Source organism: Citrobacter sp. TBCS-15 (assembly GCF_005280815.1).
GTDB classification, from domain to species: Bacteria; Pseudomonadota; Gammaproteobacteria; order Enterobacterales; family Enterobacteriaceae; genus Citrobacter; species Citrobacter werkmanii.
The window spans coordinates 286,788-308,426 of record NZ_SZWK01000101.1 but is presented as its reverse complement, the minus strand read 5'-3'; the positions used below and the strand labels follow the sequence as shown (position 1 = coordinate 308,426).

Below are 21,639 nucleotides of genomic sequence, written 5' to 3'. Positions count from 1 at the left end.
GGTTATTCTCCCCGTGAGTCAGCGTTATCTTTCTTCTGCTGACGACCCAGTTCACGAACCGCCATCACGCTGACGCCGGCGACCAGCCCTACCACGCCACCAAGCAGCCCAATCGCGCCGGCAGAGACATTGCCACCTTCTTTCATGTTGACATCAGGTTTCTCGGAGCGCGGGGTTTGGTTTTCCACATGAGCAAGCTGGTGAATACCTTTATGGAAACCGACGCCTTCTTCGTTACAGCCGTAGCAAGGGTGACCGATAGCCACCGGCCACACGCCGCCAACATCGCAGAATTGCAGCGTTGAGCAGTTGCCGTAGGTTTCTGGTCCTTTACAGCCCAGATGGTAGAGACACCAGCCTTCACGGTGGCCTTCATCGCCAAACTCTTTCGCAAAGCGGCCAGCATCGAAGTGCGGGCGACGCTCGCAATGTTCGTGAATCAAACGGCCATAGGCGAATGTTGGACGGTTTTTGGTATCCAGCTTCGGCGGCTTACCGTAAGTGATGATATGCGCGACCGTTGCCAGGAAGTTATGCGGGTTCGGCGGACAGCCCGGAATGTTGATGATGGTTTTGCCTGGCAGAACTTCCTGCAAGCCGACTGCACCCGTTGGGTTAACGCCAGCGGCAGCAACACCACCCCACGCGGCGCAAGAGCCAATGGCAATGATAGCGGCTGCGCCTTCAGCGGCCCGGCGGATATGATCCACGATCGGCTCACCGGCAACCATGCAGTAAATACCATTATCTTTCAGTGGGATAGAACCATCTACAACCAGAACATATTGCCCTTTGTACTTCTCCAGAGCGTTATGTTTATTCTCTTCAACCTGATGGCCGAAGGCGGCAGAGAGTACCTCATGGTATTCCAGAGAGATTGTCTCCAGGACGAGGTTTTCCACTGTAGGGTGTGTCGCGCGAAGCAGCGATTCAGTACAACCCGTACACTCCTGAGCACCAATCCAGATAACCGGTGGGCGCTGAGGGCGGGAAACTGATTCGGCCATTTCTGCGGCGGCTTTGCTACTGAGCCCCATGGTGGCGGCCAGTGCTGCACAAAGCTTCATGAAATCGCGGCGATTGATGCCGCTCGAATTGATGAGAGAGTTATCTCCAGTCATTTTATAGTTATTCCGTTGCGAAGACCTGGCTTTTTATTTTGCACCATTCGCATGTTGCATATTGCGATCGGCGCGCCATTTACCACACTTTTTATATGGTTATGTGCGATATAATACTTCGACGGAGCAACAAAACGAAGGCGTAGGTCAATAGTGTAATTAATTAAAGCAAGATAATACCCCTTTCGGATCAAGCTTCGAGCCGATAGCCGGCCATGAAAAAGCGAATTGTTGTACTGGACTGGTTCTCTTTAAAGAAATCCATCACCATCTCCTTATCCAGTCCATAGCGACGCGTCAGGATGCCCGCTTCCCACGCGCTGAGCTGTCGATCGCCTGTTTTTTCAAACATTCGATGTGAAAACCCCAGTACAAAACCGCGTTTATAATCCGCGCAAAAATGCGCCACCGAGCGTGCGCTATCCGCATTTTCCGCGTTTAATCCGGCCATCAGGCCTTTACCAAAATGGTTGTCCATGCATAACCCCCAATCGCTATATAATAAATTATATAGCGATTTTTTAAGCAAAGACCAGAGGTATCAGGGACTTTTTTGTGCCAGCTTAAAACGACACCCAGTCATCCGTTTTAGCTGTTGCAGAGGTTTTGCGTTCTGCTGAAGGGGAAGCGGTCGCAGTGGCAGTGTATTGCACGTCGTTAGCTGATAGACGGAACTGTTGCACCGAACGTTGCAGATCTTCCGTTTGCCGTTCCAGCGCGACTGCCGCGGCGGAAACCTGTTCGACAAGCGCGGCGTTCTGTTGCGTAACGCTGTCCATCTGCGTGATCGCCACGCTTACCTGTGAGATGCCTTTGTTCTGTTCTTCCGAAGCAGAGGCGATTTGTTTCATGATGGTGGTGACTTCTGTCGCGCCGCGCAGAATCGCCTCCATCGTTAATCCGGTCTCTTTAACCAGACGAGCACCCTGATCGACACGACGCGACGATTCGCCGATCAGCGTCTCAATCTCTTTGGCCGCTCCGGCGCTACGGCTGGCAAGATTACGCACCTCACCGGCAACCACGGCAAAACCACGCCCCTGCTCGCCCGCTCTGGCCGCTTCAACCGCCGCGTTAAGCGCCAGAATATTGGTCTGGAAAGCAATGCTGTTAATCACAGAGGTAATTTCCGCGATCTGTTTAGAACTGGCGGCAATGCCGTCCATGGTCTCAACCACTTCTGAAACCAGCGAGCTGCCTTTACCAGCCGTTTCTGTCGCCGTATCGGCCAGTTGGCTGGCCTCACGCGCATTTTCGGCGTTCAGTTTTACCGTTGCGGTCAGCTGCTCCATGCTGGCTGCGGTCTCTTCCAGCGCCGCAGCTTGCTCTTCTGTACGTGAGGAGAGGTCGTTATTACCGGTGGAAATTTCCGTCGCTCCTCGCCAGATATTGTCACTACCAGAACGAATGGTACTCACGGCTTCGCGCAGGCTGTCCTGCATCGCGCATAGTAACGGCACCAGTTGGCCCACGCAGTTACGACCAAAATCTTCAATAGAATGGCTGAGATCGCCCTGCGCAATTTGTTGAAATTGTTGGCGAATACGTCCCAGAGGTTTCACCATCATGGCGACGAGGTAGCGGTCGGTAAAGAACAGGAGAGCAATACCGAGGATTACGGCGGTGATAATCAGGGTCCGGATGATAGACGTTTTGCCATCGACCATAACGCGGGTGGTATCGAGCCTTTCACCCGCAGTGGTGTTAAAACGCTCAGCGCTGGCGCCAAATTCACGGCTCAGGGCTGGCGTAACGGTGCTGGCATGCTCCGCAAAGGCCGTGAGCGTGCCCTGCTGCGCCAGTTGCATTTGTGGGATCACGCCGTTATCCAGCAGCGCCTGCCACTTGGTCAGCACCGCCGCGGCGACTTCCGGATCCATGGGGCCAGGAGACAATGTTTTCATCTCCTGGAGTTTTTTACTCATATTGTCCAGGGACTGTTGCGCTGGCGCAAAATCCGGCGTTCCGCCGCTAATTTTGACATCCATTGCGCGACTTAACCGCGTCACAAAACGAAAATACTGATCGTTACCCTGGCTGAGAACAGTCATCTGATGGACGAGATGACGGTCAATATCATTCCCTTCTGATATTTTTGATAAAGAATGAAGACTGAATAAACCCACGCCCGACCACAGCAGGCAAAAAAGTCCCAGTATTGCCAACATGACAATACGAATAGTGAAGTTTTTCAGCAAACCCATAATAATTTCCTTGCCGTTGATGAGGAATTCGCCACCAGGCGATACTTATCCTTGTTATCGGCAGCCGATAGAGAAGATATAATGCGTTCTTTATTTTTTTACTTTCTTAAGTCCAACCCATATCTCTCCAGACGATATCAACATGAATGCTAATGAAATTAGCTAGCATTATTATTCAGATAACTCACCTAAATTATTTAATAATGCTTTGTTTTCTATCACAAAGATTTATAAAACCCAGCAAGAGTGTACTCCCAGGCTAAATCAGCGGCAGCTTTCTCATAACGACAGGTTGGGGCATTATGGAAGCCGTGATTAACGCAAGGAAAGATATAGTCTTCCCAGGCCAGCTCCTTCAATAACTGGCGGTTCGAATACTGCTCAGTTTTTTATCCCAGTGTGACCTGTGAACGGAATATTCACCGAGAACCCGCTAGAATAGAAACGCTGTTTTGAAATTCACCTGCACTAAGGAGATCTCATGGCCTGGTTTGCCAATCCTGAACGTTACGAACAAATGCTCTATCGCTACTGTGGACGCAGCGGTTTACGCTTACCCGCACTGTCGCTGGGTTTGTGGCACAGTTTTGGGCACGTTCAGGCGCTGGAGTCACAGCGCGCCCTGCTGCGTAAAGCCTTTGATTTAGGCATCACCCATTTTGATTTGGCCAATAACTATGGGCCGCCTCCAGGCAGCGCAGAAGAGAATTTTGGCCGTTTACTGCGCGAGGATTTTGCACAATACCGAGATGAGCTGATCATCTCCACCAAGGCGGGCTACGACATGTGGCCAGGGCCATACGGTTCTGGTGGTTCGCGTAAATACCTGCTTGCCAGCCTCGACCAGAGCCTGCAACGCTTGGGGCTCGACTATGTCGATATCTTCTACTCACACCGCGTTGACGAAAATACGCCAATGGAAGAGACCGCCTCAGCGCTGGCCCATGCGGTGCAAAGCGGTAAAGCGCTGTATGTCGGCATCTCGTCCTATTCTCCGGAACGAACGCAAAAGATGGCCGAGCTGCTACGGGAATGGAAAATTCCGCTTCTTATCCACCAACCCTCTTACAACCTGCTTAATCGCTGGGTAGACAGCAGTGGCTTGCTGGATACGCTGGAAGCTAATGGCATGGGCTGCATTGCCTTTACGCCGCTGGCCCAGGGGCTGCTGACGGGGAAATACCTCAACGGCATCCCGGAAGGTTCACGTATGCAGCGTGAAGGGAAAAAAGTCCGTGGGCTGACAGAAAATATGCTGACGGAAGAAAACCTTAGTAGCCTGCGTTTGCTCAATGAGATGGCGCAACAGCGCGGACAGTCGATGGCGCAAATGGCCTTAAGCTGGTTGCTGAAAGACAACCGGGTCACTTCGGTATTAATTGGCGCCAGCCGACCGGAGCAGCTGGAAGAAAACGTTCAGGCATTGGCTAATCTGACGTTCAGCGCCGAAGAACTGGCGCAGATCGATAAACACGTCGCTGATGGTGAGCTGAACCTGTGGCAAGCCTCATCTGACAAATAGCCGTTCGTCACTCCGTGCCGGGTAGCCATGTAGATCTACCCGGCCATGGTAACGCGCCATGACCTTATACTTCTTCTGCTTTGAGCTGTGGACGCTGGTATTCCGGCCACACCAGCGCGACGAGCGCAGGGTAAGCCTCCAGGCTGAACTCCCTGAAGCACTGACGTAAGTTGAGCACATCCAGATCGGCATGCGGGACCTTCTCCCCACTGAGACAGCGTTTTTTTATATTGTCGTAATATTTATACACCGCAGAGTTAAGGTCGCTACAACGCCGCTGCGCATCAAATAGGCCAGGCGTCTCATTCAGCTCCACCATCGTCATCCGTTTGATCGTCGAGTGGATAAAATCGATATATTCGTGATTAACCCGCCAATACCATACCGGGGTAATCGAATTCATCAATACAGAAAAATGATCTTCACCCTCTTCTTTACTCAAGATTTCCGGCTGGTGTCCAGCGTTACCATTTTCTGCATAGCGGTTTTTATTTGCGCTGCGCATCAACAAAAGCACCCCGCAGGTAAGCAATAGCAGGGTAATAACAGAATAAAATATACTGTTCATATACTGGCTCCATTTTTTTTGATTTTAAAATTACACCATGCTATTGTCAACGCAGCCTGACATATTAAAAACAATACAGTATTGGCATCAAAGGATATTTCAACATGCTTCCCGAGCATCTTGTTCCCGCGCATTATCATTTATCTCAAACATCGACTAATACCTTCCCCACAGAAAACAGTGAAAATTTGACTCAGGGAAAGAAAACATTAAGTGATTATGAAGCTGATATTTTGATCAGCGCTACAGCGACCGGCCAGGCGCGCAATATGTTGTTTGAAGAGTGCGACCGTCATTTAAAAGAACGTTTGTTTTGCGCGGCAAAGATTGAGTCATTCACGCGCTTGCTCAATTCATTGCAAGCGGAGGGCGACATTAACGCACAAGAATTAAGTAAAATCTTGACCGAAAAAACAGCCACCATCAATGAGCAAGGTAATAAAATTTGGCTTAATTTAATTACCCGCGAAACCAGCGACCCTATTTTTTATTCTCTGGAAGAGAAATAAAATGAAAGATGTTGAGGATAATAATGTTTATTTGGCTTTAGATGACCATAAAAGTGATGAGTTTGTCTTAAAGCAGAATTTAGCTATCCTGATTACCAATAAAAACGCGACGCTGGAAAGCGTTGCCCAGGAAATGGTTTCTATACCCGCCGCACTGGTGCGGATGAAATGGCAAAATCGTCGCGAAATTTATGCGCTACAGGCGAAAGAAGAGATCTATGGCGCCGCGATTGAGGCCATCATAGCCCAACACCCCGAACTGCGGGATAAAATCATGGCCCGGCTGGAGAGCACCTACCAGCATATACTCGCGCGAGAAACGGCCACCTTACGCCTGACGCGCAAGCTGTCCGAAGGCAGCTACGAACCGACCAGGATAACCACGGTCGCGTTGGATGAAAACAGATAAGAACAGGTTTGTAAGGCGTGGAATCAGGATAAGCAGGCCGGGTAGGTGAAAACCACTACCCGGCGAGAAAGTTACTTCGCTTTCACGGTCTCTTCACCGACCAGACCAATCTTCAGGAAACCGGCCTGATGCAGCGTGTCCATTACCTTCATCATGGTTTCATAATCGACGGTCTTATCTGCGCGGAAGAAAATCGTGGTGTCTTTCTTCCCTTCTGTCAGCGTAGTTAGCTCGCTAATCATGGTTTCATCCGTCACCTGATTGTTGCCAATAAACATACTCTTATCGGCTTTGACTGACAGATAAACCGGTTTTTCCGGACGCGGCTGCGGCGTGCTGGTGGAAGCAGGGAGATTCACCTTCACATCCACTGTTGCCAACGGCGCGGCTACCATAAAGATGATCAATAAAACCAACATAACGTCGATAAACGGCGTCACGTTGATTTCATGCATTTCACCGTTATCGTCCAGGTTCTCATTAAAGCTCATTGCCATGGAACATTACCCTACACGTAATTTCTGCGCGGCACGTACCGGATGCGCGGAGGCGCTGGCGTTCAGGTCCAGATCACGACTTTGCAGCAACAGCACCTGCGCCGCAACATCGCCCAGCATCGCTTTATAGCTGCCAATCTGACGTGCGAAAATATTGTAGATGACGACCGCTGGAATCGCCGCAACCAGACCAATCGCGGTCGCTAACAGCGCTTCTGCAATGCCCGGCGCAACAACGGCCAGGTTGGTGGTTTGGGTTTGTGCAATCCCGATGAAGCTGTTCATGATGCCCCATACCGTACCGAACAGACCCACAAAAGGCGAGATAGCCCCGATGGTGGCCAGGTATCCGTTACCGCGTCCCATATGACGTCCAACTGCCGCCACACGACGCTCCAGACGAAAACCGGTGCGCTCTTTAATACCTTCGTTGTCGTCACTGCCTTCAGACAGTTCCAGCTCGTTCTGCGCTTCGTAAATCAACTGTGCGCCAAGGCTTTTAGCATCGAATCCTGCGGCAATCTCGTTTGCCTGGTCTAAAGAGCGGGCATCCGCCAGCAGTTGCTGTTCACGCTTAAGACGGCGTTTCTGAGTAAAGAACTCAAGGCTCTTACTAAAGAAGATAGCCCAGGTGACCACTGACGCTAAAATCAGCCCAATCATCACGCACTTAACCACGATATCGGCGTGCTGATACATACCCCAGACGGAAAGGTCCGTCTGCATCAAATTATTACCCACTCTGTATCTCCAGGACGCAAATCACAAAATCTAAGCGTAATCATATCAAAACAATGTCGAATTGATAGTCGTTCTCATTACTATTTACATATTGCCGCACCTTTGGTTTCTTTTCTTTGCGCTTACGCAGTAAAAAAGTCACCAGAGGCATTTTGAGATTATTTTCTACTGTATGACCGTTCTGCAGGATGCGTCATCTTTGATTCATGGTAGTTTAGACATCCAGACGTATAAAAACAGGTAATACACCATGGCAGATAAGCAACTTGAAACCAAACTCGTTCACGCAGGACGCAGTAAAAAGTACACGCAGGGCTCGGTAAATAGCGTGATCCAGCGCGCTTCTTCGCTGGTGTTTGACAGCGTTGAGGCCAAAAAACAGGCCACGCGCAACCGCGCTAACGGTGCGCTTTTCTACGGACGTCGCGGAACCCTGACGCATTTTTCGCTGCAGGAAGCCATGTGCGAACTGGAAGGTGGCGCGGGTTGCGCGTTGTTCCCTTGCGGCGCGGCAGCTGTTGCCAACACCATCCTTGCTTTTGTTGAACAAGGCGATCATGTGTTGATGACCAATACCGCCTATGAGCCCAGCCAGGACTTCTGCACCAAAATTCTCGGTAAACTTGGCGTCTCAACGGGCTGGTTTGATCCGTTGATTGGCGCCGATATAGTGAAGCATATTCAGCCGAACACCAAAGTTGTCTTTCTGGAATCACCCGGCTCCGTCACCATGGAGGTACATGATGTACCGGCAATTGTTGCCGCCGTCAGAAGCGTTGCGCCTGAGGCTGTCATCATGATTGATAACACCTGGGCTGCCGGCGTGCTGTTCAACGCGCTGGATTTCGGTATTGATATCTCGATTCAGGCAGGTACGAAATACCTGATTGGTCATTCCGACGGCATGGTCGGCACAGCGGTATCCAATGCCCGCTGCTGGGACCAACTGCGCGAAAATGCCTATCTGATGGGACAAATGCTGGACGCCGACACCGCCTATATGACCAGCCGTGGATTACGCACACTGAGCGTACGCTTACGTCAGCATCATGAAAGCAGCTTAAAGGTCGCCGAGTGGCTGGCCAACCACCCACAGGTCGCTCGTGTTAATCACCCGGCGCTACCCGGCAGTAAAGGCCATGAATTCTGGAAACGTGATTTTACCGGCAGCAGCGGGCTATTCTCCTTTGTATTGAATAAGAAGCTTAATAATGAAGAGCTGGCCGCGTATCTGGATCACTTCAGCCTGTTCAGCATGGCCTACTCCTGGGGCGGTTTTGAGTCGCTAATTCTCGCCAACCAGCCGGAACACATTGCGGCAATCCGTCCGCAAGGTGAAGTGGACTTCAGCGGAACGCTTATCCGTTTGCATATCGGTTTAGAGAATGTTGACGATCTGATTGCCGATTTAGCCGCAGGATTTGCCCGAATCGAGTAACATTGCCATAGACGGACATATATGCAGACACTTCTGGTGGAAAAGTCTGCAATTGTTGCGTCCGGGATCAAGGCATCCCGGACAATTCAGGAGTACAATCCACACATAAACGCTGTTCCACAGGAAAGTCCATGGTAGTTATTCAAGATATTGTCTCCGCGCTCTGGCAACACGACTTTGCCGCGCTGGCGGATCCACACGTTGTGAGCGTGGTTTACTTCGTCATGTTCGCCACACTGTTTTTAGAAAATGGCCTGCTGCCCGCCTCCTTTTTACCCGGAGACAGCCTGTTATTGCTGGCTGGGGCGTTGATCGCTCAGGACGTGATGAGTTTTTTACCTACCATAGCTATTCTGACCGCCGCCGCCAGCCTGGGCTGCTGGCTGAGTTACATTCAGGGACGCTGGCTGGGCAACACGAGAACGGTAAAAGGCTGGCTGGCGCAATTACCTGAAAAATATCATCAGCGCGCCACCTGCATGTTTGACCAACACGGCCTGATGGCGCTGCTGGCCGGGCGCTTCCTGGCGTTCGTACGCACCTTGCTGCCGACCATGGCGGGAATTTCAGGGCTGCCTAACCGTCGATTCCAGTTTTTTAACTGGCTGAGCGGCCTGCTGTGGGTCACCGTTGTCACCAGCTTTGGCTACGCGCTGAGCATGATCCCGTTCGTTAAACGCCATGAAGATCAGGTGATGACCTTTTTAATGATCCTACCGATTGCCCTGTTAACCGCAGGTCTGTTGGGAACCCTGTTCGTGGTGATTAAAAAAAAATACTGTAGCGCCTGAGTCGCATCCGTAGGCCGGATAATCTCCGGCATTTTGCCTTATGGCGCGTAGCTTTAAGGCCTACGGTGTACCGTTCAGACGGACAAGCAATCAACTCCCCTGCATCATCCGAATTCTGGCCGCATCTTCCCCCGGCGTCACGCCAAAGAAACGTTTGAATTCCCGACTGAACTGCGATGCACTCTCATAGCCGACACGCATGGCTGCCGCACTGGCCTTCATCCCGTCATGAATCATCATCATCCGCGCTTTATGCAGACGATAGCTTTTAAGATATTGCAGCGGCGACGTGCTGGTCACCGCTTTAAAGTTATGATGAAACGCCGACACGCTCATGTTCGCCTCTGCCGCCAGCTGTTCTACATTGAGGTTCTCGGTGTATTTGGTTTCAATCCGCTTCAGCACCCGGCTTATCAAGCTGAAATGCGTCTGACGACTGACCAGCGCAAGTAACGCGCCGCCGCGCGGCCCGGTCAGCACATGGTAGAGGATCTCGCGAATGATCTGTTTGCCGAGAATACGCGCATCCAGCGGGCGTTCCATCACATCCAACAGGCGCTCAGCGGCGCAGAGAATTTCGTCTGAAAGCGTCGCGGAGTTAATCCCACTGGCCGCCATAGCAGGCTGAAACAGCTCGTCTTCCCCAATGTCCATCAACAGCTCCTGCAATTGCAGGATATCGACATTCAGGTAGATTCCGGCCAACGGAACCTCCGGTGTCGCATACGTTTCACATTCAAAGGGTAAAGGTACGGTTAGCAGCAGGTATTCATTGGCGTCATAACGAAATACGCGTTCATTAATATAACCAATTTTATGGCCCGAAAAGAGAAATATGATACCTGGCTGATACATGACTGGTGTCCGTGCAGCTGGCACCGTACCGTGCATCAGGCGGACATCTGGCAGCAATGCACTGAGGTTATTTTCATTATTTTTCAGCTGCTTAATTTTATCTGTCAGCAGAAGGCAGATCTCTTCACGGTTCATAAAGCACCATTTCATCATCGGTTTTCGACCCTAACATCATGCGCAGATTTATCCGTTTTCTCCAGTAGTCTGTAGAAATGGGCAAGACATCGGCAGAAATGTGCATTGAGAGCAGCGCGGCTGGCGACCACAATGTTCATCATCCGGCAGACACTCTCCTGCCCTCTTTTTATTACCCACACAAGGGAACGAGCAATGAACAATTTTAATCTCCATACCCCAACCCGTATTCTGTTCGGTAAAGGCGCTATTGCCGAATTGCGCGATCAAATCCCTCAGGATGCTCGCGTATTGATTACCTACGGCGGCGGCAGTGTGAAAAAAACCGGCGTTCTGGCACAGGTTCTGGATGCACTGAAAGGCCTGGACGTGCTGGAGTTTGGCGGTATTGAGCCGAACCCGTCTTATGAAACGCTGATGAATGCGGTAAAGATCGTGCATGATGAGAAAGTAACGTTCCTGCTGGCTGTGGGCGGCGGTTCGGTACTGGATGGCACCAAATTCATCGCAGCTGCGGCACAGTACGCTGACGGCATCGATCCATGGCGTATTCTGGAAACTCACGGCAACGACGTAAAAAGCGCCATCCCGATGGGCTCCGTATTAACCCTGCCCGCTACCGGTTCTGAATCTAACTCCGGCGCGGTCATCTCGCGGAAAACCACCGGCGACAAACTGGCCTTTATGACCCCGTTTGTGCAACCGGTATTTGCCGTACTGGATCCGGTTTACACCTATACCCTGCCGCCACGTCAGGTTGCAAACGGCGTCGTGGATGCCTTCGTGCATACCGTTGAGCAGTATGTAACTTATCCGGTCGACGGGAAAATTCAGGATCGCTTTGCCGAAGGCATTCTGCTTACGCTGATAGAAGAAGGTCCGAAAGCCTTGCAGGAGCCGGAAAACTACAACGTGCGTGCGAACGTCATGTGGGCGGCAACCCAGGCGCTGAACGGCCTGATTGGCGCAGGCGTACCGCAGGACTGGGCAACCCATATGCTGGGCCACGAACTGACCGCGATGCATGGTCTGGATCATGCGCAAACGCTGGCCATCGTTCTGCCTGCGCTGTGGAATGAAAAACGCGATACCAAGCGTGCCAAGCTACTGCAATACGCAGAACGTATCTGGAATATCACCGAGGGTTCCGAAGACCAGCGTATCGATGCCGCCATTGCCGCTACCCGTGCTTTCTTCGAACAAATGGGCGTACCAACTCGCTTGTCTGACTACGGTCTGGACGGTAGCTCCATCCCGGCGCTGCTGGAAAAACTGCAAGCGCACGGCGGTACGAAACTGGGTGAGCACCAGGACATTACGCTCGACGTCAGCCGTCGGATTTACGAAGCTGCCCGTTAAGGTTTTTTAAGCTCCGCCTTTCGTTTTTGGCTATTTATACTCTAAATAATTCGAGTTGCATAAAGACGGCAAAGGAGAGAATCCCCAGGAGCTTACATAAGTAAGTGACTGGGGTGAACGAGTGCAGCCAACGCATATGCAGCTTGAAGTATGACGAGTATAGGCCAGACTTAAGTCACACCTAACTCACCGGAGCTTGCTCCGGTGACTGTAATCCAGGGGGGAATTATGACCGGTCCAACCATTATCAAACTACAGGATGGTAACGTCATGCCGCAACTGGGCCTGGGGGTCTGGAAGGCAAGCAACGAAGAAGTCATTACCGCTATCCATAAAGCACTGGAAGTGGGTTATCGTTCGATTGATACCGCCGCCGCGTACAAAAACGAAGAAGGTGTCGGCAAAGCGATACGTAATGCGGGCGTGCCGCGGGAAGAGTTATTCATCACCACCAAGCTGTGGAATGATGATCAGAAACGCGCCCGGGAAGCCTTACTCGAAAGCATGGAGAAACTCCAGCTCGATTACCTCGATCTTTACCTGATGCACTGGCCTGTTCCGGCGATCGATCACTACGTTGAAGCGTGGGAAAACATGATCGATCTGCAAAAAGAAGGGCTAATTAAGAGCATCGGCGTGTGCAACTTTCAGATCAATCATCTCCAGCGCCTGATCGATGAAACTGGCGTTCATCCCGTGATCAACCAGATAGAACTGCACCCACTTATGCAGCAGCGCCAGCTTCATGCCTGGAACGCTACGCATAAGATCCAGACCGAATCCTGGAGTCCATTGGCGCAGGGCGGGAAAGACGTCTTCGACCAAAAGATCATCCGTGACCTCGCAGAGAAATATGGTAAATCACCAGCGCAGATTGTCATCCGCTGGCATCTGGATAACGGGCTGGTGGTTATTCCGAAATCGGTGACGCCTGCCCGTATCGCAGAAAACTTTAACGTCTGGGACTTCCGCCTGGATAAAGAAGAATTAGGCGAAATTGCGAAACTCGATCAAGGCAGACGGCTGGGACCAGACCCGGACCAGTTCGGCGGTTAATCTCTTCTCTCCGGCCCGACACTCCCGTCGGGCCTTTCTGGCAATGAAATATCAGGAAACAATTAACATACATATATTGATGTATTTCTTGCAGTCGCTGGAGCAGCATTACGCAACATAACCTGTTAATTATTCGATAAATATATTCATATCGTGAATGTATTTACCACACCTATAGGTGCGTAACCGTGGCTGATAAAAAAAGTAATGGCGTCAAATGGCTCCCATTAATTCTTATAGTACTCATTTCTGCCGGACTCTGGCAGCTTACGCCCCCCACCGGGTTAAGTGCGCCAGCCTGGCATTCGGCAATTATCTTCGTCGCCACCATCGCTTCTATTGTGGCTAAAGTATTACCCATCGGCGCGGTCGGCATTATTGGTATTACGGTATTCGCGCTCGCCTATGCTGCCGGGGATAAAACCGCCAGCGGCGCCATCACCACGGCATTGAGTGAACTGAACAGTTCGCTTATCTGGCTTATCGTCGTGGCTTTTATGATTGCCCGTGGGTTTATCAAAACCGGTCTCGGGCGACGTATTGCGTTGCAGATGATCCGCCTGCTCGGCAAGCGAACGTTGGGACTCGCCTACGGTCTGGCTTTTGCCGATCTAATCCTCTCTCCCGCTATGCCGAGTAATACAGCTCGCTGCGGCGGCGTCATCTATCCGATTGCCGACTCTCTGGCGCGTAGTTTCCATTCGAACCCGGAAGATGAGTCCCGCAGTAAAATCGGCACCTTTCTTATCACCTGTATTGGCAACGTCAACGACGTGACGGCAGCACTGTTTATGACCGGCTATACCGGCAACCTGCTGGCAGTAAAACTGGCGGCCAACGCCGGGGTTACGCTGACCTGGGGCGGCTGGTTTATGGCGGCGCTGCTACCTTGTCTGGTCTCTTTGCTGCTCGTTCCGCTACTGGTCTACTGGCTGGTGCGTCCGGAAATCAAACACACGCCGGATGCCCCGAACCTCGCCCGCAAAGAGCTGGCGGAAATGGGCCGTATGTCACGCGGGGAATGGCTGATGTTGGCAACTGTCGGCGTACTGCTGGTGCTGTGGATTTTTGGCGATACGCTGGGCGTTGACGCCACTACCGCTTCGTTTGTAGGGCTGTCGATTTTATTGCTGAGCGGCGTGCTGAGCTGGGAAGACGTCAAAAGTGAGAAAGGGGCATGGGATACGCTGATTTGGTTCGCCGCGCTACTGATGATGGCGAATCAGTTGAAAAAACTGGGCTTCACCACCTGGTTCGGCAATCTGATTGGCGACAGCCTGAGCAGTACTATGCACGGGACCAGTTGGGTGATCGTCCTGCTGCTGCTGAACGCCGCCTATTTCTATACCCACTACTTTTTTGCCAGCGGCAATGCGCAGATTGCCGCGCTGTATGCTGTTTTCCTCGGCGTCGGGCTGCATCTGAATATTCCCGCTGCTCCCACGGCGTTAATGCTGGCCTTCACCAGCAGTTTGTACTGCTCGCTCACCCAGTACACACATGCTCGCGGCCCTATTCTGTTTGGCGCCGGGTATGTTCCAACAGGCGTCTGGTGGCGCACAGGATTTATCATCAGCCTGTTTAACCAGGCGGTCTTTATTACCGTGGGTCTGATGTGGTGGAAGGTGTTGGGTCTGTACTAAACTGACTGCGTCCTGACGAAGACCTTACCTGCGGAGAAAAGGAATGACCTGTATTTTCTGTCAAATTGTTGAAGGCAAAGCGCCCTGCCATAAGGTATGGGAAGACGAACACCACCTGGCTTTTCTGTCGATTTTCCCGAACACCGACGGTTTTACCGTGGTGATCCCGAAAAAGCATTACCCCAGCTATGCCTTCGACATGCCGCCGCAGGCGTTAGCGGACCTGATGCTGGCGACCCAAAAAGTGGCTAAGAAACTGGATAAGGCGTTCCCGGATGTCAGTCGTACAGGAATGTTCTTTGAAGGTTTCGGCGTGGACCATGTGCACAGTAAATTAAGCCCCATGCACGGTACTGGCGATTTAACCCACTGGAAACCGATTGAATCGCGGCAGAACAAATTTTTCGAGCAATATGAAGGGTATCTGTCGTCACACGATCATGAACGGGCTGATGACGAAAAACTGGCCGCATTAGCGGCCAGAATACGTGAAGCATAAATACTGAGCACTTCTGCCGGATGGCGATGCAAGCACCTTATCCGGCCTACAACAAAGTGCTATTCGTAGGCCCGATAAGCATTTCACCACCTGGCAAGACAGATTAACGTCCCGCCACTTTCCCGCGTTTTTTGTTTGCGGCAGGCGTCTGACGCTGGTGCGCCACTGGCGTGTGTTTGGTCAGCGCCGGACGAGTATGACGGTTCTGGCGACGCGCTTCGCGCATCTCTTCAAGCGTAGGCGCCGGAACCAGACATTCGCGACGCCCGCCGATCAGATGCTTTTTACCCATATCTTCCAGCGCCTGGCGGATTAACGGCCAGTTGGCTGGATCGTGGTAGCGCAGCAGGGCTTTATGCAGACGACGCTGCTTATCACCTTTCGGCACCACCACATCTTCACTCTTATAACCAATTTTACCCAACGGGTTTTTCCCGGTGTAATACATGGTTGTGGAGTTCGCCAACGGCGATGGATAGAAGTTCTGCACCTGATCCAGACGGAAACGACGTTGTTTCAGCCACAGCGCCAGATTCACCATATCTTCGTCACGCGTACCCGGGTGCGCGGAAATAAAGTACGGGATCAGGTACTGCTCTTTACCAGCCTGTTTAGAGTAGGTATCGAACAATTCCTTGAAGCGATCGTAGCTGCCCATCCCCGGCTTCATCATCTTCGACAGCGGGCCTTCTTCGGTATGCTCTGGCGCAATCTTCAGATAGCCGCCTACGTGATGGGTTGCCAGCTCTTTGATATAGCGTGGGTCTTCAACCGCGATGTCGTAACGCACTCCGGATGCGATAAGGATCTTTTTAATGCCTTTGAGATCACGCGCCCGGCGATAGAGGTTAATTGTCGGCTCATGATTGGTATCCATGTGCGGACAAATATCCGGGTAGACGCATGACAGACGACGGCAGGTTTGCTCCGCACGCGGTGACTTACAGCGCAGCATATACATGTTCGCCGTTGGGCCGCCGAGATCGGAAATCACGCCGGTGAAGCCCGGAACGGTGTCGCGAATGGCTTCGATTTCATTGATGATCGAGTCTTCAGAGCGGCTCTGGATGATGCGGCCTTCGTGCTCGGTTATCGAACAGAACGAGCAGCCACCAAAGCAACCACGCATGATGTTGATCGAGAAACGGATCATCTCATAGGCCGGAATACGGCTGTCGCCATACGCCGGATGCGGCACACGCTTGTACGGTAACGCAAAGACGCTATCCATCTCTTCGGTAGACAGCGGAATAGCTGGTGGGTTGATCCAGATGTAGCGATCGCCATGCTTTTGCATTAGCGCACGCGCACAGCCTGGATTGGTTTCGTGGTGCAGGATACGCGACGCATGCGCGTACAGCACTTTATCGCCCTTCACTTTTTCGAAGGACGGCAGCAGCACGTAGGTTTTTTCCCACGGTTTCGGACGTGGCGGCTGTACGGTTACCGCTTTCGCTTCCTGTTTTTTCGGGGCGACAGGTTTGTTGTCGGCACACGGCAGATCTTCACCGTAAGGATGCGGGATCGGGTCAATCTTGCCTGGCGTGTCGAGACGCGTAGAATCCACCCCACTCCAGCCCGGCAGCGCTTCTTTAACCATAATCGCGGTGTTACGCACGTCGCGGATCTGATCGATAGTTTCCCCCATCGCCAGACGATGCGCCACTTCCACCAGCGGACGTTCGCCGTTGCCGAACATCAGCATATCGGCTTTCGAATCCACCAAAACGGAGCGGCGAACGGTATCAGACCAGTAATCGTAGTGCGCGGTGCGGCGCAGGCTGGCCTCAATGCCGCCAAGAATAACCGGCACATCTTTCCATGCTTCTTTACAGCGCTGGGTATAGACCAGCGTGGCGCGGTCCGGACGTTTACCCGCCACGTTGTCCGGCGTGTAGGCATCATCATGGCGCAGTCGGCGATCGGCGGTATAACGGTTGATCATCGAGTCCATGTTGCCAGCGGTCACACCAAAGAACAGGTTCGGTTTACCCAAACGCATAAAATCGTCTTTGTTGTTCCACTCCGGCTGGGCGATAATTCCGACGCGAAAGCCCTGAGCTTCCAGCATACGGCCACAAATCGCCATACCAAAGCTTGGGTGGTCGACGTAGGCATCGCCGGTCACCAGAATGATGTCGCAGCTATCCCAGCCAAGTTGGTCCATTTCGTCACGTGACATCGGCAAAAACGGTGCCGGGCCAAAACAGGCAGCCCAGTACTGCGGCCAGGAGAAAAGGTCTCTGTCCGGTTGGAGCAGGGATATTGCGCTCATATTGCTTCCAAAAATGGTAAAAAAATAATCAAAGGCCGGGGATTATACGCTGTATGTCGGCAAGAAATGAAGTGGAGTCTGAACCAGACCAGTAGAAAGTTGTATAAATTGTTAAATTTTACGACAGCCATTTTTATCAATCATAATTAACACCATGCCGGCCAGCTGAGATCACTCTTTTCGGCGGGGGATTTTTCATTGCGACTCAACGATTCACTGCATATTTCCCAGTTACGGGTTGTTGTTCACCTGTGCGGATTTCTGGTTCTTCTCTACAGCTTCTCCATGCTGCCGCCGATGACCATCGCTCTGTTAAATAAAGAGCGGAGCTTTTTCGCATTTTTCAGCACATTTATGACTTTCTTTACCCTTGGCGGCGGGGCGTGGCTGGCAACCAAACATGCGGGAATTCAACTGAGAACCCGGGATGGATTCGTCATTATCGTTTTGTTCTGGCTACTGTTTTCGTTTATTAGCGCAATGCCGATGTGGATGGACGATGGCTTAAATCTCTCCTTTGCCGATGCCCTGTTCGAAGGGGTTTCCGGGATTACCACCACTGGCGCAACGGTGATTGACGACGTCAGCGCCTTACCGAAATCGTATCTTTACTATCGTGCTCAGCTCAATTTTATTGGCGGCCTGGGCGTTATTGTCCTCGCCGTGGCGGTATTACCGCTGCTGGGTATTGGCGGCATGAAACTGTATCAGTCTGAAATGCCAGGCCCCTTCAAAGAAGAACGCCTCACGCCAAGGCTTGCCGATACCGCACGTACGCTGTGGTTGACCTACGTCATTCTGGGTCTTATTTGTACTCTAGCCTACTGGGCTGCCGGGATGTCGTTTTTCGACGCCTTATGCCACGGGCTGTCGACGGTCTCTCTTGGCGGATTTTCCACTCGCAGCGAGAGCATCGGCTTTTATAACAGCCACGCTATAGAACTCGTCGCCGGACTGTTTTCACTGTTATCCGCGTTTAACTTCACCCTCTGGTACGTTGCTATTGTAAAACGTACCTTCAAGCCCTTTCGTCGTAATGCCGAGCTGCGTTTCTTTCTGCTAATTGCGCTGGTGGTCACGCTGATCGCCACCTGGCAGGTCTGGCGGGCAGGTATGTACGGGCTAACGGACAGCCTGGTGCATGCCTTTTTTCTGGCCAGCTCCATGCTGACGGATAATGGCCTGTCAACGGCGGATTACGCGCAGTGGCCCTCGCACACGATCTTCATGCTGCTTAGCGCCAGCTTTTTCGGCGGTTGTGTGGGATCGACGTGCGGGGGAATTAAAGTGCTGCGCTTTTTGATTATGTTCAAGCAGTGCCGCCAGGAATTACACCAGCTCGCGCATCCTCGCGCCCTGCTGAACATCAAAGTGGGTAACAGCGTGGTAAGCGACAGGGTGGTGCGTTCGGTATGGAGCTTTTTCTTTCTCTACGTTTTGTTCACCAGCTTTTTTATCTGGGCGCTCAATCTGATGGGCTACGATCTCTTCTCCTCTTTCGCCACCGTCGCCGCCTGCATCAACAATATGGGGCTGGGATTTGGCGTTACCGCCACGACGTTTGGCACGTTAAATGAGGAGGCAAAGCTGCTGATGTTCGCAGCCATGATCATGGGGCGTCTGGAGATTTACCCCATACTGATCCTGTTTTCGCGCATGTTCTGGCGGGCGTAACGCAAACCCCGGCGCGTTACGGCGCCGGGTTCACCAGGATCTGACCGATCGAGCCACGATCCGCCATTTCCAGCGTCTGGCTGTTAAAGTAGAACGGGAAATGCGCCCAGGAAGGCTGACCGTAATAAACCAGTAACTCGACCTGACCATCTACCCAGACGGTATCTTTCCAGCCTCTGTCTTCCGGGAATGGCATCGCGCCGTTTACATTACGGATCAGGAACGAGACACCCTCAATATGGAAAGACTGCGGCATATCCGCCCGTACCGTCCAACGCTCCCAGGTACCCTGCTGCGCGGTAATATCCATGCGGTTGACGTCCCACAGTTGACCGTTGATCCCCGGATCGTCATCCAGGCTGATATCACGGCTGCGAATCGGCGAACCGCTGAGGATCTCCGTAGGCAGCAGGCGCATTGGCAGGCTGTCAGTCACCAGCGGCAGAAGGCCAGTTGGTCGCAGAGTCAGCACCAGCGTGGAGATAAGAATACTCGATGGTTCAAAGAATCCGCGGATCCTGTCGACAATGCTGGCCGCCTCGCCACAGGTAATAGAGACCTCATTACCGTTAGTCATATCCACCAGGATCTCACGACGTTCGCCTGGCGCCAGCGAGAGCTGTTTCAATGAAACAGGCGCAGGTAAAAAGCCCTGATCGCTGGAGATCACATGCAGTGCACGGCCATCACTCATTTGCAGTTGGTAACGACGCGAGTTTGACGCGTTCAGCAAACGCAAGCGTACCCAGCCGCGGGAGACTTCGACATACGGGCTTTGCGCCCCGTTGACCAGCAGCGTATCCCCAACAAAACCGCCGCTGCCAGGTTCGCTGTATTCCGGCGTACCAAAGTTGTCCAGACGCTTGTCCTGGATAATGATCGGAAAATCATCTACGCCGTAATGGTTGGGAATAGACAGGGATTTACTGACCTCATCTTCAACCAGCCACATCCCGGCAAGACCATTATAGACCTGCTGGGCAGTACGATTTGGCGTATTGGCGTGATACCACAGCGTGGCGGCATTCTGGCGGATCGGCAGCACTGGCGCCCAATCCGCATTAGGTGACATCATGCGCGCCGGGCCCCCCATCAGCGGACCAGGTACCTGTAATCCGGCGACGGTCATCGAGACATTTTCTGTCAGACGGTTGCTGTAGATAAGCTTGACGTCATCCCCTTTCCAGACGCGGATTGTCGGCCCCAGGTAGCGGCCGTTAATCCCCCAGACAGGCGCGCGTGTGCCTTGTGTAAATGACCAATGCGCGCGTTGCAGCGTCATAAATAACGGCTGCCCCCGACGAGACTCCAGCAGTGGAGGCACAGGTAACGGTTGTTGCTGACCGGCAGCATTAGCCTTCAGCGGAACAGCACCTGCACACAGTGCGATCCCCGATGCCTGAATGAACTGACGCCGACTGAATGACATATAAACTCCATGAAAAACTGGCGATTAACACGCAGGAAATCTTTTCCTGTAAAAAAACCGAATTGCGCGGATTAAACCTTACCGGCGGCTTCCCGCTCTGCAACTTCTTTATCGAGCTCTGCGATTTTTTGTTCCATCAGCGTGCGGCAATGCGCTGCCAGTTCACGAACCTGATCTTTACCAAAATGGCTAATATCCACCGGCGGCAACATCTCTACAATCGCCAAACCGTTATTGAGCCGGTTGAGTTTTATTTTGTTTGAAGTTGTTGAAACGCACACCGGAATAACCGGGACGCCCGCCGCAATCGCCGCATGAAACGCGCCGGTTTTAAACGGCAGCAGACCACGACCGCGGCTGCGCGTCCCTTCCGGGAACATCCAGATAGAAATACGACGTTTTTTGAAATGGTTCACCACGGCTGCGATGGTGCTGTGCGCTTTAGCACGGTTGTTTCTGTCGATCAACAGGTTACCGGTTAACCAGTACAGCTGCCCGAAGAACGGGATCCACAGCAGGCTTTTTTTACCCACCGTTACCGTCGGCGGCTGAACAATATTCGAAGCAGTAACCATGTCATAGTTGTTCTGGTGGTTACAAATATAGATAGCATTACCATAATTCTGCGCGTCTGCCGGCATGCGGCACTCGACCTTCAGGCCATACAGGGGAGCCAGGCGGCCAAACATATGACCGAACGTTGCGACGTGTTTTGGATTCCGTGGGCTGAACAGACAGTATATACAACCGAAAATACAGACCAGAATGCAGTAAATAACAGTAATGATTAAACGAAAAATATATAACATAACAACCTCTAAGGCCTAAGAGCCTGGCATTTTACGTCACCGGATACATAACTCTGCATCAGGTTAGGGCTTTGTTAGGCGGCTCTCTGGAAAAGCGTATTGTTA

20 protein-coding genes are annotated in these 21,639 nt (G+C 52.1%); 10 read left to right on the top strand and 10 right to left on the bottom strand.

Features of this window, described 5'->3' with window-relative positions; translation table 11 throughout:
- Window positions 1–2: 2 nt before the first annotated feature.
- The 3 genes from hybO to FDW96_RS04570 all read right to left on the bottom strand — a co-directional run bounded on the left by hybO (window position 3) and on the right by FDW96_RS04570 (window position 3,325).
- Entirely contained in the window at window positions 3–1,121 is a 1,119-nt protein-coding gene (gene hybO, locus FDW96_RS04580; protein WP_003024486.1) for a hydrogenase 2 small subunit, read from the bottom strand.
- A gap of 190 nt (window positions 1,122–1,311) precedes the next feature.
- The gene (locus tag FDW96_RS04575; RefSeq protein WP_038633845.1) at window positions 1,312–1,599 is read right to left on the bottom strand and encodes a DUF2623 family protein; all 288 of its coding nucleotides are present in this window, start codon (window positions 1,597–1,599) and stop codon (window positions 1,312–1,314) included.
- Between the two features lie 85 nt (window positions 1,600–1,684).
- Complete coding sequence (locus FDW96_RS04570) at window positions 1,685–3,325, bottom strand: methyl-accepting chemotaxis protein (protein ID WP_079225993.1); 1,641 nt, start codon at window positions 3,323–3,325, stop codon at window positions 1,685–1,687.
- A gap of 481 nt (window positions 3,326–3,806) precedes the next feature.
- Here FDW96_RS04570 and FDW96_RS04560 point away from each other — a divergent pair, with 481 nt between their 5' ends.
- Window positions 3,807–4,847, top strand: coding sequence for an aldo/keto reductase (locus tag FDW96_RS04560; protein WP_137365270.1), 1,041 nt, complete (start codon window positions 3,807–3,809; stop codon window positions 4,845–4,847).
- A gap of 64 nt (window positions 4,848–4,911) precedes the next feature.
- Here the strand turns inward: FDW96_RS04560 and FDW96_RS04555 are convergent, their stop codons facing one another.
- Window positions 4,912–5,415 (bottom strand): ESA_00282 family adhesion-associated protein, encoded by a 504-nt coding sequence (locus FDW96_RS04555; protein ID WP_042310977.1) that lies wholly within the window; start codon window positions 5,413–5,415, stop codon window positions 4,912–4,914.
- Window positions 5,416–5,519: 104 nt separating this feature from the next.
- Between FDW96_RS04555 and FDW96_RS04550 the strand changes: the two genes are divergently transcribed.
- Window positions 5,520–5,924: a hypothetical protein gene (locus tag FDW96_RS04550; protein ID WP_042310979.1), complete on the top strand. Its 405-nt coding sequence runs from the start codon at window positions 5,520–5,522 to the stop codon at window positions 5,922–5,924.
- Between the two features lies 1 nt (window position 5,925).
- Window positions 5,926–6,333 (top strand): cytoplasmic protein, encoded by a 408-nt coding sequence (locus FDW96_RS04545; protein WP_137365269.1) that lies wholly within the window; start codon window positions 5,926–5,928, stop codon window positions 6,331–6,333.
- Window positions 6,334–6,404: 71 nt separating this feature from the next.
- Here the strand turns inward: FDW96_RS04545 and exbD are convergent, their stop codons facing one another.
- On the bottom strand, window positions 6,405–6,830 hold the full coding sequence (exbD, locus tag FDW96_RS04540; RefSeq protein ID WP_042310983.1) for a TonB system transport protein ExbD: 426 nt from the start codon (window positions 6,828–6,830) through the stop codon (window positions 6,405–6,407).
- A 6-nt stretch (window positions 6,831–6,836) separates the two neighbouring features.
- Window positions 6,837–7,571, bottom strand: a complete 735-nt coding sequence (exbB, locus tag FDW96_RS04535) for a tol-pal system-associated acyl-CoA thioesterase (RefSeq protein WP_061382446.1) — start codon at window positions 7,569–7,571, stop codon at window positions 6,837–6,839.
- 250 nt (window positions 7,572–7,821) lie between these two features.
- Between exbB and metC the strand changes: the two genes are divergently transcribed.
- Window positions 7,822–9,009: a cystathionine beta-lyase gene (metC, locus tag FDW96_RS04530; protein ID WP_061382447.1), complete on the top strand. Its 1,188-nt coding sequence runs from the start codon at window positions 7,822–7,824 to the stop codon at window positions 9,007–9,009.
- Window positions 9,010–9,140: 131 nt separating this feature from the next.
- On the top strand, window positions 9,141–9,800 hold the full coding sequence (gene yghB, locus FDW96_RS04525) for a DedA family general envelope maintenance protein YghB (protein ID WP_003024510.1): 660 nt from the start codon (window positions 9,141–9,143) through the stop codon (window positions 9,798–9,800).
- Between the two features lie 90 nt (window positions 9,801–9,890).
- Here yghB and FDW96_RS04520 read toward each other — a convergent pair whose 3' ends face one another.
- Window positions 9,891–10,790, bottom strand: coding sequence for an AraC family transcriptional regulator (locus FDW96_RS04520; RefSeq protein ID WP_137365268.1), 900 nt, complete (start codon window positions 10,788–10,790; stop codon window positions 9,891–9,893).
- 195 nt (window positions 10,791–10,985) lie between these two features.
- Here FDW96_RS04520 and yqhD point away from each other — a divergent pair, with 195 nt between their 5' ends.
- From yqhD to FDW96_RS04500, 4 genes are all read left to right on the top strand, one after another.
- Window positions 10,986–12,149 (top strand): alcohol dehydrogenase, encoded by a 1,164-nt coding sequence (gene yqhD / locus FDW96_RS04515; protein ID WP_079225991.1) that lies wholly within the window; start codon window positions 10,986–10,988, stop codon window positions 12,147–12,149.
- A gap of 228 nt (window positions 12,150–12,377) precedes the next feature.
- The gene (gene dkgA, locus FDW96_RS04510) at window positions 12,378–13,205 is read left to right on the top strand and encodes a 2,5-didehydrogluconate reductase DkgA (protein WP_038633879.1); all 828 of its coding nucleotides are present in this window, start codon (window positions 12,378–12,380) and stop codon (window positions 13,203–13,205) included.
- Window positions 13,206–13,393: 188 nt separating this feature from the next.
- The gene (locus FDW96_RS04505; protein ID WP_038633882.1) at window positions 13,394–14,848 is read left to right on the top strand and encodes a DASS family sodium-coupled anion symporter; all 1,455 of its coding nucleotides are present in this window, start codon (window positions 13,394–13,396) and stop codon (window positions 14,846–14,848) included.
- A 43-nt stretch (window positions 14,849–14,891) separates the two neighbouring features.
- Window positions 14,892–15,347, top strand: coding sequence for an HIT family protein (locus FDW96_RS04500; RefSeq protein WP_042310999.1), 456 nt, complete (start codon window positions 14,892–14,894; stop codon window positions 15,345–15,347).
- Window positions 15,348–15,450: 103 nt separating this feature from the next.
- On the opposite strand, the gene FDW96_RS04495 is transcribed toward FDW96_RS04500, so the two are convergent.
- A complete protein-coding gene (locus FDW96_RS04495; protein ID WP_137365267.1) occupies window positions 15,451–17,622 on the bottom strand; it encodes a YgiQ family radical SAM protein in 2,172 nt (723 codons plus the stop codon).
- 198 nt (window positions 17,623–17,820) lie between these two features.
- On the opposite strand from FDW96_RS04495, the gene FDW96_RS04490 reads away from it, so the two are divergent.
- Window positions 17,821–19,296 carry a TrkH family potassium uptake protein gene (locus FDW96_RS04490; protein ID WP_137365266.1) on the top strand — a complete coding sequence of 492 codons (1,476 nt, stop codon included), beginning with the start codon at window positions 17,821–17,823 and terminating at the stop codon, window positions 19,294–19,296.
- 16 nt (window positions 19,297–19,312) lie between these two features.
- Here the strand turns inward: FDW96_RS04490 and ftsP are convergent, their stop codons facing one another.
- Together ftsP and plsC are read right to left on the bottom strand one after the other, a co-directional pair.
- Window positions 19,313–20,725 carry a cell division protein FtsP gene (ftsP, locus tag FDW96_RS04485; protein ID WP_038633892.1) on the bottom strand — a complete coding sequence of 471 codons (1,413 nt, stop codon included), beginning with the start codon at window positions 20,723–20,725 and terminating at the stop codon, window positions 19,313–19,315.
- Window positions 20,726–20,796: 71 nt separating this feature from the next.
- Entirely contained in the window at window positions 20,797–21,534 is a 738-nt protein-coding gene (plsC, locus tag FDW96_RS04480; protein WP_032940773.1) for a 1-acylglycerol-3-phosphate O-acyltransferase, read from the bottom strand.
- Window positions 21,535–21,639: the final 105 nt, after the last annotated feature.